The following is a 12,018-nucleotide window of genomic DNA, read 5'->3' as shown; positions in this document are numbered from 1 at the left end:
GTGGCGACGACAAGAAGACGTCCTCCGGGACCGACGACACCGTCGTCCGGCTCGGCTTCGGAGCGCCGCCGCCTTGATCTAGTACAGCAGAATTCAGCAAAGATTGATGGGACCAACGATGCTCGACCGGCTTAGTTCCCTGGACGTGCCAAACAAGTACCTACCGGAACTCGCGAGCACGAGCGATCCCGTGATCAGCTAGTTGCGATCCTTACCCGCCAAGATGTCGTGGCATGGATTCCATATAGCATCGACATCGTCGGGATACGAATAAGCCCATGTGGTGATAAACGCGCGCTGAACAAGCTCCTCGCTGATGAAGTCCAAATCTTCTCCTATCTGCGCGAATATATTATGCCGATCGTGGTTCGTGTAGGCCCTCTGGACGAGCGACGTTCGGACACGCTCTTGCATAAATGTGTCGAGATGAAGCCAAATCGTAAGCTTTCCGAGGAGGTTTGGGATTTTGTCGAGCCCTTCTAGGATTCTTTCTATTATGTAAGCTTCCGGTGAATCCTCTCCCGGAATGTACAGGATATCCTTGGATTGAGTTTGGCCACTCTCTCCACCATCAATCACTTCGGAGAGTTCGATATCCTTTGGTTCAAATCCAGACTCCTGCCTCTTATCTCCATCGAGGAGGCACACCGCATGAAATTTGCGCGCGGGACTTGCGTTGTGGAACCTCGTATGGTCTCGCGCCGGGGCGGCACCACCAAGCTTGTGAATCTCGATACCAGCACGATCCAATCCGTGTTTCTGACAATAAGCGCGCAGTGTGACATCTGCTACGAGCTCGTCGAAGCGGTCTTCTGTGAACACGGCCAAGCTGGCATTGATTTGACCAGTGAGTGCACGGAGCGAGGTAACGTCGAGCTTCCCTTGCTTAATCTCACCCCGATAAGCGACCCAAACCGCCTCGTTCGGAAGCGGGTCGAGCGCGTCATTAGAATGAGTCGTGAAAATTACTTGGCACGCCTTCCGCTTGGCGACCTTTATTAGGTACTCCACCAGCCTTCTTGTGGCTACGGGATGTAGGCCATTCTCGATCTCTTCAATAAGAATAAGCGCATTATCAGCACTTGCTTCAATCTGAGAAACGATCCGTATAACACTCGCTTCACCTGCGCCAAAATGAAATTCCGAATAACCGTCGACATCGCCTAGCGGCTGAGACGCGAAGATTGAGAGGTCGCTACTGCGACCTACGTTCACACGAAGATAGGCCGCAGCATCCTTCCCCAGGATCGCCTCAACGGCTTCGACGACCGGCTCCGTGAGTTGCTCTTCAGAGAAGCCTTCGAAAGTCGTACCGATGAACTTTGAAAGCTCTTTCCTTTCGCTCGCCGGCAAGGTTCGACTGACGCCGAATATAAGGGTTTCGCGTTCGACTGCATCGCGATTCCACTTAGCTTTCAGGTAACTTGCCGTACGGCTTATTGTCGTACTACTCTGCTCTTTTTTGTCGATTATCTCATATTCTACCCGCCAGTTCTTCATACTTTCATCATATTTACCGCTTTTCGCAAAGAATCGTCGCGGGAGAACGTCGCGATGGATTAGTGCTGCAGCACCCAGGACCGTCGTTTTTCCTGCCCCGTTCGGCCCCACTAGAGCAGTTACCGGGAAATCAAAAGTAACTTCTCGGTTCGTGAAGCCACGGAGTTTTACCAGTCGAACACGCCTGAGGTACTTGTCGTAAGCCTTCTTATTCACTCGCCCGACGAGTGCACTGATGTCGCTCTGCCGGATCTCACTTTTGGTGGTGGTGGCGGTGGTCACGGTTGAAATTCCCAACTGTGCAGAAGGAAGCCTACGATTTGATTTGACGCGATAACGGGGAGTGGAAGTTTACGAGCGTGGCCGTGGTTCCGTGGGGATTTTAACGAGATAGGCCGATACTGGCCACTCCAAGTCCCTCGGCGATCACGCTGCGCGATCACCCGCCGATGGTGTAGACCCTCGGTATGCATGACCTTCGGCAGGAGCGGCTTCAAGAACTGGGGCACAGAGTGCGGGGCCTGCGAAAGGGTGCGGGTCTGAGTGGGGCTGAACTGGCCGAACGCGCTGGCGTGACGCAGCCGACGGTGTCGAAGATCGAAACCGGACGGATGCTGCCAAGTAGCGAAGTGTTCGATCGGTTGGCTGGGGCTCTCGGTATCGATCAAGGCGAGCGGGCTGAGCTATTCGCATTGCTTCAGCAGGTCCATACCGAGGTGGCGGACATTCGTCAGTCAGGCAACGGTGCGTTGGCGCAGCAGGAGGCGATAAGCACTCGGGAACAGAGAGCGGCGGCGGTCGACTCCTTTCAGTGCGCGATGGTGCCGAGCCTGCTGCAAACGGCGGAGTATGCCCGGCGAGCATTCGAGGCGGCTGGGCATGAGGATGATCGTGATGTTGGTCGGGCGGTGGCTGCGCGTGTCGAGCGTCAGGGGGTGCTGTACGAGCGGGGCCGGCGGTTCTCATTCGTTCTGACGGAGGGTGCGCTACGGACTTGGCCCGGCTCTCCGGACGTTATGCGGGCGCAGTTGGCGAAGATCTTGGACGTCTCGACCCTGGAAAACGTCTCAGTCAGTGTCGTCCCCTGGTCAGCGACTGTGCCGACGTTCCCGTTGCACGGCTTCGTGATCTACGACGAGTCGGCCATCACCGTGGAGACTTTCACCAGCGAACTGTTGTTGAGCAATGCACAGGACGTCGCCATCTACCGGCAGACGTTCGCAGCCTTCCGCGAGGTCGCACTCTTCGGGGACGCGATGCGAGAGCTTGTGTCCCGGATCGCCCGGGATTACGACCAGTCGCCCTTCAGAAGGTAGAGGCATAATGCCTCGGATTCCTTGAGTAGGGGGCATAGGCAGGAATACTCTCGGTGTCCAGTGCATAGCCCCCTAGACAGGGAGGTGCGCCGTGAGGCCACCCTGGACCCGCTGTCTCCCCGGCCTGCCCGCCTCGGTCACCGAAGCCCGCCGCTTCGTGACCGCCTACCTGCGCGATCTCCATCCCGAGATCACCATGCGCGCCGAGCTCGTCGTCAGCGAACTCGCCACAAACGCGATCAAGCACACCCTCAGTGGTCTCCCCGGAGGAATGCTCTGGGTAACCGTCACCATCTTCGACACCGCCGTCCGCGTCTCCGTGACCGACCAGGGAGGCGTCACGGCGCCTACCGCCGTGGTGGCCGGTGACTGCTCTGAGGGCGGTCGGGGCCTGGCGCTCCTGGGGATGGTGGTCAAGGACTGGGGCCACCACTACCAGGGGTCGCACTGCACGGTGTGGGCGGTGGTCGACGGGGTCGATCGGGCGTGAGTCCGCGGGGCGTCCCTCGGCTCCGGACAAGTCTGATCGGCCCTTCTTCTTCGCCTGTTTTGTCTATCCCCCTAGACTCGGTCCAGTGGATCGAGGAGGGTGGCATGTCGGATGAGGTCGACCGCATAGCGGCAACCAAGGACCCATTCGTGCTGCTCCGCCTCGCTACCGAACGCCTCGCCGCCGCACAGCAAGAGGTGACCGAACTCGCGCGGTTGCGGCGGCGGGTCATCCAGGATCTGCACAGTCAGGGCCTGTCATACGCGCAGATCGCCAAGCAGGCCGGCCTGAGCCGGGGCCGCATTCACCAGATCCGCCATACCGGACCGGCGCCGGAAGGCGCGTTCCTCGGTACCGGTTCCGTGACCGTGGTGACTCCGCTGCGGCCGGACCCGAACACTGGCCGCAGCCATGTCACCTTGGATGACCTGACCGCGGGCAAGCGGCTGGAAGACCTCGCCCGAACCTTCGACCTGGAGGTCGGCTCCGAACACGTCGGCGTCAACGGCGAGATCGACCTCAACCGCTCGGGCCTGCTGGTCATCTGCGGTCCCCGCATGTCCGAGGCTGTCCGGGAGACCTACGAGAAGGACCCCGTCCTGTCCTGGCGACGCTCTCCAGAGGGGACGTGGACGCTGTACGACGCCAGGGCAGGCAAGACACTCCGGTCCGGTTCGGACGGCAACCCGGCTCGGCTGCATGACATCGGCTACCTCGGCAGGCTCCCCCGCCCGGACGGTAAAGGGACCGTGCTGACGATTGCTGGCGTTCACCCGCCCGGTTCGCTCGGGGTCGTGCACCTGCTCAGCACTGAGATCGCGACGTTGTGGGGGCAAGTCGGTGACCGGCCGTTCTCGGTGGTCGTGGGGGTCGACTACGAACCGGACACCCACGAGCCAGCCAAGGTGGAGTTGCTGACGCCGCTGTATCAGCACGAGGACCTGTAGATGCGGGTCTCGCTCGTCTCGGTCCCCGGTTCGCCCGATCGGTCGAATGAGGATTTCGCCGCAGCGTCTCATGACGTCGTCGTGCTGCTTGACGGTGCGGGTACTCCCCCTGGGATCGAGTCGGGCTGTTCGCACGGGGTGGCCTGGTACGCCCGTCAGCTCGGCGCCCAGCTTCTCGTCGAAGCGGGCACCATGCCCCGCCGGCCTCTCGTCGACGTACTCGCAGTGGCGATTGAGCGGGTGGCCGCCATGCACGGGGATGCCTGCGACCTCAGCGACCCGAATACCCCGTCCGCGACCGTCACGGCCGTCCGGCGGACCGGTGATGACGTGGAATACCTGGTGCTCGCGGACTCCGTCCTGGTGCTCGATGTCCTCGACGGCGATCCGGTAGCCGTGACCGATGATCGGCTGGCCCGGACCAGTCGGAGCCTGCGTGCCGAGATGGACGCGCTGCCGACCGGAAGCCCGGAACACACCCAAGCCCGCAGGGCATACGCCGAAACGCTGGGCTCCTACCGGAACACTGACGGCGGCTTCTGGGTCGCCAGCACCGACCCGGCCGCCGCCGCTCATGCCGTCACCGGCTCAGTGCCGCTCGGCCGGCTCCGCGCAGTGGCGTTGCTCAGCGATGGCGCGAGCCGGCTGGTCGACCGGTTCAGCCTCACCGACTGGGCCGACGCTCTAAAGATCCTCGCTGATGACGGGCCGGCCGAACTCATCCGCCGGGTTCGGGCCGCTGAGGACAGCGATCCGCGTGGTGAGCGGTGGCCGCGGGGCAAGGCCAGTGACGACGCCACGGCCGTGTACTGCGTGCTCTGACACGCCAACCGAGATTTTGTCGACCCCCCTAGACAGTTCGCCGAGGCAGTCGTACCTTGGATGCATAGCCCCCTAGACACCATCGAAGGGATCGATGGACTTACAACTGTCTAGGGGGGTCGACATCAAGGAGAGCGCTGCATGGCACTCAGAGGCGGTACTCGCTTCAAGGTCACGATGGCCGACGTCTTCCCCAACGGCTGCCACCTCGTTCCGGCCTCGATCGTGGAGGCGCAGGACTTCGACGAGCGGTCGGGGCGGCGGTCCCCGGCCAAGGACAAGGTCACCGGTCAGCGGGTGTTCTCCTGCCGGGTCATGGACATGGACCCCGAACTGGACGGCCGGTCCCGCGAGATCGCGGTCAAGATCCTCGCCGACGTTCAGCCGGTCGCGCCGACCGGTGCGCCGTTCGAGCCGGTGGAGTTCGAGGGCATGACGGTCACCCCGTACGTCACCGACAAGGGCCGGATGGCCTTCTCGCTACGGGCCACCGCGATCACCGCGCCCAAGGGCGGCAAGGCGGCTGCGGCTCCTTCGGCCGGTAAGGCGGCGGCCTGATGGGACGGGGACCTGCGCTGTCGCTGCCGATCAACGGGCACTCGGGCGCGGAGTTCCGCAGCTACCCCCGAGCGAACCCGATCTTTACCTTCCGCGCCGGTCACGTGCTGGTCTCGCTCACGCTCCCGGACCGGCTGCTGCCCGACCACGTGGCCTTCGCTCGCGCCCTGGCCGACCAGGCGGCGGCGTACGCGACCGAGGTCGAGCGCATCTACCGCAACGGCAACACCGACAGGAGGACCCGATGACGGAGACCGGCTACACCTACACCACGATCACCGGTCGGCCCGGTGAGCCCATGACCATCGGCACCTCGTTCTACCTCGACCCGACCACGAGCATCCGCCTCTACGGCGCGGGCGACGGCCGGCCGTTCATCGGGATCGACCACGGCCAGGTGAGCGTGAACATCGGACCGCGCTCCACCTGCGAGATCACGGCCGAGGACGTCGCGGTGATCCGCCGGTTCGCTCAGGCGTCGGCGGAGCTGCTGGCCGAGGTCGAGCGCCTGCACGCCGAACGGGCCGACCAGTCCGGCCACGCTGCGGCCTGATGCGAAGCGGGGCGGCTGGAAGCTCTCACCCTTCCGGCCGCCCCTGTGATCACCCCACGGCTTCTACTCCTGGAGGAGATCGCCTCATGTCTACCCGAACCAAGCGGCCGCGCTGCGTCGTATGCCGCAATCCACTGCCCGAGAACACGAAGAACGGCAAGTGCCCGCCGTGCGTGGGTCAGACCGTGCTGTTCCCCAAGCGCACCGCCGAACGCCTCTCCCGCGCCTCGCGCACCGACGGGGGTGGCCGGTGATGGGCCTTCGCAAGGACGCTCCGTCGGACAACGTGATGGTGCCCGCCACCGCCGACCCGTTCGAATCGCCCAAGTGGGCTCCGCCCATCTGGCACATGCCCCCGGCGCTGGTCCTGGTGGTCAACCTCGTCCGCGCCCTCGTGCGCCTGGTCGGCTTCCTCGCCCGCCACCCCATCGCCGTGGCGGTCGTCGGCTGCCTGGGCGGGCTGACCTACGCCCTCGGATGGCGGCTCGTCGCGGTGCTGGCCGCGTTCGCCGCGGTGTGCCTGGGCTGCTGGGCCGCCTACTGGTGGGACTCCTTCGTCCGCCTCGTCGGCTACCCGGCCCGTGCCCGCTGGCGGCACCTGTTCGTCTACCGGCGGCACTGGCAGCCGGTGATGGTGATGTCCGGGCTGGCGTTCTACCGCAACGCCCGCGAGTACCTGCCCGTCATCAAGTGCGTCGCTGTCACCGCGACCACGGACCGGGTGCTGGTCAAGATGCTGTCCGGGCAGGCACCGGGCATCTGGCGGGACCACGCCGAAAACCTCGCCCACGGCTTCGGGGCTGCCCTGTGCCGCATCCGCACCGCCAGCAGACCCGGATACCTCTGGCTCGAACTCGTCCGCCGCGACGCGCTCGCCGAACCACTGCCCGCGCTCCCGGTCGGCACTGAGGACGGCCACGCGGTCGACCTGTCGTCTCTGCCGATCGGACGGCGAGAAGACGGCTTGACCTGGCGGCTACGGCTCCTCGGAACGCATGTCCTGATCGCTGGCGCGACCGGGGCCGGCAAGGGCTCGATCCTGTGGGGACTGATCCGGGCACTGCTCCCGGCCATGCGCGCGGGGCTCGTCCAGGTCTGGGGGATCGACCCCAAGCGCATGGAACTGGCCTTCGGCCGGGACATCTTCAACCGCTACAGCGACGACGCATCCGGCGGCATGGTCGACCTCCTGGAGGCCGCCGTCACCGAGATGCACAAACGCGCGGCGCGCTTCGGCGGAGTCACCCGGACCTTCATCGCGACCGCGGCTGACCCGTTCATCGTCGTCATGGTCGACGAACTGGCCTTCCTCACCGCCTACTGCCCCGAACGCGACCTGCGCAAGCGGGCCGATGCGGCGCTGGCCACGCTCACATCTCAGGGCCGGTCGGTCGGGATATGCGTCGTGGGCGCTCTGCAGGACCCGCGCAAGGACGTCATCAATATCCGCAACCTCTTCCCGACCCGGATCGCGCTGCGGCTGGATGAGGCCGAACAGGTCGACATGGTTCTCGGTGACGGAGCGCGGGACCGTGGCGCCCTCGCCGACCAGATCTCTCCGATCCCCGAGGTCGGCGCGGGCGTCGGTTACATCCGGCTGGAGGACTCACCCGACCCGGTGCGCGTGCGGGCCGCGTTCGTCGCCGACACCGACATCGCAGCGATGGCCGGCTACCTCGCGGAGGCCGCATGAGCACCGACCACACGACGCCGGAAGCCCCTCACAAGGTCCGGCCGCCGCTGGCTCGTGAGGTCGTCAAGGCCATCGCGGTCGAACACGGCGTGTGCATCCGGCCCGTGGCCATGCGCCGGACTGACCTGGCGACGGGTGAGACCGCGATCGTGAACATGCCGTGCGGGCACACGCTCGCCTCGGTCTGCCCACCGTGCGCGGAACGCAAGCGCAAGCTTCGGGCTACCCAATGCCGGGAGGGCTGGCATCTCGAGAGTGAGCCGGTGATCGAGCGGGCCGACCCGGACGACGAACAACGCTTCTGGATGAAAAAGCGCGCCGAGGTCCAAGGCTGGGCGGACCGTGCTGAGGCGGCCGGTGAAGATGCCTCGGAGTGGCGGGAGCTGCTGACCGAGATCAACGCCGAACTGACCCGGACCGGCGTCGTCGGCCGTCTCCCGGTCGATAAGCCAGAGCGGCCTAAGCGGTCGACCAAGAGGCGTCAGGACGTGCCCGACCTTCCCCGGCGGCCGGTCGCGGCTCGGACGGTGGGCAAGGTCTACACCGCTCCGGACGGCAAGACGTTCCGGCCGTCGCTGTTCCTCACGCTCACCCTCGATTCCTACGGCAAGGTCAAGGGGGACGGAACGCCGGTCGACCCAGGGACCTATGACTACGCGCGGGCAGCTCGGGATGCGCTGCACTTCTCCAAGCTGGTGGACCGGTTCGTGCAGAACCTGCGCCGGTTCGTCGGCTATGACGTGCAGTACTTCGCCGCCGTCGAACCACAGCGACGGCTCGCCCCCCACCTGCACATGGCGATCCGCGGCACGATCTCCCGCGCTGAGCTGCGTCAGGTCGTCGCGGCGACCTACACGCAGGTGTGGTGGCCCTCGACCGATCGGGTGGTGTACGCGGGGGAGCGCCTGCCCTATTGGGACGCACGGGAACGGGCTTACCTGGACCCGGACACTCACCTGCCGCTGGCCACCTGGCAAGAGGCACTTAGGACGCTGGATGACGATGACGCCGAACCGCTGCACGTCGGCCGGTTCGGGCGGCAGATCGACGCCCAGGGCGTCATGGCGGGCACGCCGGAGTCCTCCCGGCTGATCGGCTACCTGACCAAGTACCTCGTCAAGGACATCGCCGAATGCCGCCACGCCGAGACTTCCACACAGGCCGATCACGCTGACCGGCTGCTGGAGGCGCTGCGGTATGAGCCTTGCTCGCCGACGTGCGCGAACTGGCTGCGCTACGGCATCCAACCCAAGAACCCGCGACCGGGTCTGACGCCGGGCTACTGCAAGGCCAAAGCACACCGCCGCGAATACCTCGGCTACGCCGGACGTCGCGTCCTCGTCTCGCGTAAGTGGTCGGGCAAGACCCTCGCCGACCACAAGGCCGACCGGAAGAACTGGGTCCTCGCCCGCCTGGCCGAGGCCGGCGTTTCGGCAACCGGCCACCCGGCTCAACCCGGCCGCTACGCCTGGGAACTCGCACCCCCAGACGACCCGGACGTCAAACCGGTCGAACAACGCCTACTCGCCTCCATCGCCGAACGGCTGGAGATGCGACGCCAACTCGACCACGCCAGAACGACCCTCGATCTTTCGGCAACTCAGGAGGCCGCGTGACCAACCTCGCTGACGACCCGCTCCTGACGGTGGCCGAGGCCGCCGAACTGCTCAAGACCTCCGAACGCTTCCCCCGCCGGCTGATCGCCGAACGACGCATCCGCTTCGTCAAGATCGGCCGGTTCGTCCGCATCCCTGAGTCGGCGCTCCGCGAGTTCATCGCCGCTGGCCTAGTCGAGCCCATGACCGCGTCCGACGTATGGCGTGGGAGAAAGGCCGCCTGATGGCGAACAAGACGAAGCACCGTCGTTTCGGCAATGTGCGCAAGCTTCTCTCTGGGCGGTTCCAGGCTCGATATCCCGGTCCGGATGGTCGGCTGCGTTCGGCTCCGGAGACGTTTGACCGCAAGTCGGACGCGGAACGATTCCTCTCTCTGACCGAAGCCCAAATGATCAACGGGGAGTGGACGGACCCGCTCCTCGGGAAGATCACCGTCACCGATTACGCGGAACGGTGGATCGCTCAGCGCGCGGGCCTGCGTCCCCGCACGGTCGATCTGTACCGCTGGCTCCTGGGGAAGTACATCGCTCCGGGTCTCGGGTCGGTGCAGCTCGGCAGGCTCACCACTCCCATGGTCCGCGAGTGGCGGGCGGCGCTACTCGACGCTGGGGTATCTCAGACGATGGAGGCCAAGGCATACCGGCTCCTGCGAGCCGTACTCATGACGGCGGTGGAAGACGACAAGATCCTTCCTCGGAATCCCTGTCGGGTTCGCGGTGCCGGGACCGAGCAGGCTCCCGAACGTCCCGTGCTCACGGTCGCGCAGGTCTTCGAGCTGGCCGACAAGGTCGGGATGCGGCCGGTCGGCAACATCCGCAAGCTCGACTCCGGGGGTTACCGGCTGCGGTACCGCGCGGCCGGCGGCACGATGCGTCGGCATCCGGAGATCTTCCCGACTCGCTCGGCTGCTGCTCGTGCGCTCTGGGACCTGGCGGTGGAAGGCAAGGCGGACTCGACGCATGACGACCGGTTCCGCGCGCTCGTGCTCCTGGCGGCGTTCGCGAGTCTGCGTTGGGGCGAGGTCACCGCCCTCAAGCGGCGGGATATCGACCTGGTGGCGGGAACGGTCCACGTCCGCTTCGCCTACACCGAGCAGGACAACGGCAAGATGCTGCTCGGACCGCCCAAGTCTCGCGCCGGTCGACGAACGGTGAGCATCCCCGCGGCCATCGTTCCGGAGGTCAGGGCGCATCTGGACAAGTACACCGAACGCGATGATGACGCCCTGGTCTTCACCGGAATCAAAGGCGGGCCGCTGCGACGAAGCGGCTTCAACAAGCTGACGCGCTGGGTTGACCTCGTGCGGACGATGGGCGTTCCCGGCCTGCACTTCCACGACCTTCGGCATACCGGCAACACCCTGGCCGCCGACATGGGCGTCTCGCTCCGCAACCTGATGGCGCGCATGGGCCACGACAACGAGCGTGCCGCGCTGATCTATCAGCACGCCTCCAACCAGGCTGACCGGAAGATCGCCGACGGCCTCGACGCGTTGGTGAAAGCCGCGCGGCCGGTCGACCAGGCCGACGACGACCAAGACGACGGCGGGCCGCCGGGGAAACTGGTGCCTGTGGCCTAATGGCACGCTAATGGCACGGCGAGCTGGAATCGGCCCTAACAAGATCAAAGCCCAGGTTCGGGATCATCGCCCCGACCTGGGCTTTCGCGTGTGGAGCGGGTGACGGGAATCGAACCCGCGCTACCAGCTTGGGAAGCTGGAGTTCTGCCATTGAACTACACCCGCATCGGCCGCCTTCTCAGGTGACCGCCCGCACATGCTACCGGAACCCGCGCCCTTCGCGCCCAGGGGTTCGGCTCCAGGCGTGATCACCTCCGTACGTCGGAGCGCGGTCCAGGGTGATCGGGACCGGCGTTTACGTGTCGGGCGGCTTTACCCGGTAGTTTCTTGTCGTGCTGCTCTCTGATCGTGATCTCAAGGCCGAGATCGAGTCCGGGCGGATGAAGATCGATCCGTACGATCCCGGGATGGTCCAGCCGTCGAGCATCGACGTGCGCCTGGACCGCTACTTCCGGGTGTTCGAGAACCACAGGTATCCGCACATCGATCCGGCGGTGGAGCAGCCCGACCTCACCCGGCTCGTCGATGTCGAGCCGGACCAGGCGTTCATCCTGCATCCGGGGGAGTTCGTGCTGGCCTCGACGTACGAGGTGTTCGGCCTGCCGGACGATCTGGCCGCGCGGCTGGAGGGCAAGTCGAGTCTGGGGCGGCTGGGGCTGCTCACGCACTCGACGGCGGGCTGGATCGACCCGGGCTTCTCCGGCCACGTGACGCTGGAGCTGTCGAACGTCGCGACGCTGCCGATCAAGCTGTGGCCAGGCATGAAGATCGGGCAGATGTGCCTGTTCCGCACGAGTTCTCCGGTGGAGGAGCCGTACGGCTCCGAGCGGCACGGGTCTCGGTACCAGGATCAGCGTGGCCCGACGCCGTCGCGGTCCTACTTGAACTTCCACCAGACGCGCGTCTGACAGGGGCTGCCGGCCCGGCGCCGGCGGTCGGACCGC

The 12,018-nt window shown here is 65.3% G+C and carries 14 protein-coding genes and 1 tRNA gene; 13 read left to right on the top strand and 2 right to left on the bottom strand.

Annotated features, from left to right (window positions below; genetic code table 11):
* Window positions 1-198: 198 nt before the first annotated feature.
* Window positions 199-1,782 carry an ATP-binding protein gene (locus AB0K82_RS32890; protein WP_364404548.1) on the bottom strand — a complete coding sequence of 528 codons (1,584 nt, stop codon included), beginning with the start codon at window positions 1,780-1,782 and terminating at the stop codon, window positions 199-201.
* A 185-nt stretch (window positions 1,783-1,967) separates the two neighbouring features.
* Here AB0K82_RS32890 and AB0K82_RS32885 point away from each other — a divergent pair, with 185 nt between their 5' ends.
* The 12 genes from AB0K82_RS32885 (at window position 1,968) to AB0K82_RS32830 (ending at window position 11,074) form a co-directional block, all read left to right on the top strand.
* Window positions 1,968-2,816: a helix-turn-helix transcriptional regulator gene (locus AB0K82_RS32885; RefSeq protein WP_364404546.1), complete on the top strand. Its 849-nt coding sequence runs from the start codon at window positions 1,968-1,970 to the stop codon at window positions 2,814-2,816.
* Between the two features lie 91 nt (window positions 2,817-2,907).
* Window positions 2,908-3,306, top strand: coding sequence for an ATP-binding protein (locus AB0K82_RS32880; protein ID WP_364404544.1), 399 nt, complete (start codon window positions 2,908-2,910; stop codon window positions 3,304-3,306).
* A gap of 104 nt (window positions 3,307-3,410) precedes the next feature.
* Complete coding sequence (locus AB0K82_RS32875) at window positions 3,411-4,253, top strand: sigma factor-like helix-turn-helix DNA-binding protein (RefSeq protein ID WP_364404542.1); 843 nt, start codon at window positions 3,411-3,413, stop codon at window positions 4,251-4,253.
* A complete protein-coding gene (locus tag AB0K82_RS32870) occupies window positions 4,254-5,075 on the top strand; it encodes a protein phosphatase 2C domain-containing protein (protein WP_364404540.1) in 822 nt (273 codons plus the stop codon).
* Window positions 5,076-5,216: 141 nt separating this feature from the next.
* Window positions 5,217-5,633, top strand: coding sequence for a plasmid replication, integration and excision activator (locus AB0K82_RS32865; RefSeq protein WP_364404538.1), 417 nt, complete (start codon window positions 5,217-5,219; stop codon window positions 5,631-5,633).
* Window positions 5,633-5,881 (top strand): hypothetical protein, encoded by a 249-nt coding sequence (locus tag AB0K82_RS32860; RefSeq protein WP_364404536.1) that lies wholly within the window; start codon window positions 5,633-5,635, stop codon window positions 5,879-5,881. The genes AB0K82_RS32865 and AB0K82_RS32860 overlap by 1 nt, the downstream gene beginning before the upstream one ends.
* On the top strand, window positions 5,878-6,186 hold the full coding sequence (locus AB0K82_RS32855) for a hypothetical protein (RefSeq protein WP_364404535.1): 309 nt from the start codon (window positions 5,878-5,880) through the stop codon (window positions 6,184-6,186). Before AB0K82_RS32860 ends, AB0K82_RS32855 begins: the two co-directional genes overlap by 4 nt.
* An 86-nt stretch (window positions 6,187-6,272) precedes the next feature.
* A complete protein-coding gene (locus AB0K82_RS32850; protein ID WP_364404533.1) occupies window positions 6,273-6,440 on the top strand; it encodes a hypothetical protein in 168 nt (55 codons plus the stop codon).
* Window positions 6,440-7,879, top strand: coding sequence for an FtsK/SpoIIIE domain-containing protein (locus AB0K82_RS32845; RefSeq protein ID WP_364404531.1), 1,440 nt, complete (start codon window positions 6,440-6,442; stop codon window positions 7,877-7,879). Before AB0K82_RS32850 ends, AB0K82_RS32845 begins: the two co-directional genes overlap by 1 nt.
* The gene (locus tag AB0K82_RS32840; protein ID WP_364404529.1) at window positions 7,876-9,495 is read left to right on the top strand and encodes a replication initiator; all 1,620 of its coding nucleotides are present in this window, start codon (window positions 7,876-7,878) and stop codon (window positions 9,493-9,495) included. Before AB0K82_RS32845 ends, AB0K82_RS32840 begins: the two co-directional genes overlap by 4 nt.
* On the top strand, window positions 9,492-9,719 hold the full coding sequence (locus tag AB0K82_RS32835; RefSeq protein WP_364404527.1) for a helix-turn-helix domain-containing protein: 228 nt from the start codon (window positions 9,492-9,494) through the stop codon (window positions 9,717-9,719). The genes AB0K82_RS32840 and AB0K82_RS32835 overlap by 4 nt, the downstream gene beginning before the upstream one ends.
* A 446-nt stretch (window positions 9,720-10,165) precedes the next feature.
* The gene (locus tag AB0K82_RS32830; RefSeq protein WP_364404526.1) at window positions 10,166-11,074 is read left to right on the top strand and encodes a site-specific integrase; all 909 of its coding nucleotides are present in this window, start codon (window positions 10,166-10,168) and stop codon (window positions 11,072-11,074) included.
* A gap of 91 nt (window positions 11,075-11,165) precedes the next feature.
* Here the strand turns inward: AB0K82_RS32830 and AB0K82_RS32825 are convergent.
* Window positions 11,166-11,239, bottom strand: a tRNA-Gly gene (locus AB0K82_RS32825).
* A gap of 167 nt (window positions 11,240-11,406) precedes the next feature.
* Between AB0K82_RS32825 and dcd the strand changes: the two genes are divergently transcribed.
* Window positions 11,407-11,982 (top strand): dCTP deaminase, encoded by a 576-nt coding sequence (dcd, locus tag AB0K82_RS32820; RefSeq protein ID WP_364404524.1) that lies wholly within the window; start codon window positions 11,407-11,409, stop codon window positions 11,980-11,982.
* Window positions 11,983-12,018 lie beyond the last annotated feature (36 nt).

This window comes from Actinoallomurus sp. NPDC052274, from assembly GCF_040679475.1.
GTDB lineage: Bacteria > Actinomycetota > Actinomycetes > Streptosporangiales > Streptosporangiaceae > Actinoallomurus > Actinoallomurus liliacearum.
The sequence above is the reverse complement of the archived record's forward strand: the minus strand, read 5'-3'. Positions and strand labels throughout refer to the sequence as shown.

Coding starts and splice junctions, on each gene's coding strand:
- AB0K82_RS32860 (WP_364404536.1), top strand. CDS start 5,633: ATGGGACGGGGACCTGCGCTGTCGCTGCCGATCAACGGGCACTCGGGC.
- AB0K82_RS32855 (WP_364404535.1), top strand. CDS start 5,878: ATGACGGAGACCGGCTACACCTACACCACGATCACCGGTCGGCCCGGT.
- AB0K82_RS32845 (WP_364404531.1), top strand. CDS start 6,440: ATGGGCCTTCGCAAGGACGCTCCGTCGGACAACGTGATGGTGCCCGCC.
- AB0K82_RS32840 (WP_364404529.1), top strand. CDS start 7,876: ATGAGCACCGACCACACGACGCCGGAAGCCCCTCACAAGGTCCGGCCG.
- AB0K82_RS32885 (WP_364404546.1), top strand. CDS start 1,968: ATGCATGACCTTCGGCAGGAGCGGCTTCAAGAACTGGGGCACAGAGTG.
- AB0K82_RS32865 (WP_364404538.1), top strand. CDS start 5,217: ATGGCACTCAGAGGCGGTACTCGCTTCAAGGTCACGATGGCCGACGTC.
- AB0K82_RS32875 (WP_364404542.1), top strand. CDS start 3,411: ATGTCGGATGAGGTCGACCGCATAGCGGCAACCAAGGACCCATTCGTG.
- AB0K82_RS32850 (WP_364404533.1), top strand. CDS start 6,273: ATGTCTACCCGAACCAAGCGGCCGCGCTGCGTCGTATGCCGCAATCCA.
- AB0K82_RS32870 (WP_364404540.1), top strand. CDS start 4,254: ATGCGGGTCTCGCTCGTCTCGGTCCCCGGTTCGCCCGATCGGTCGAAT.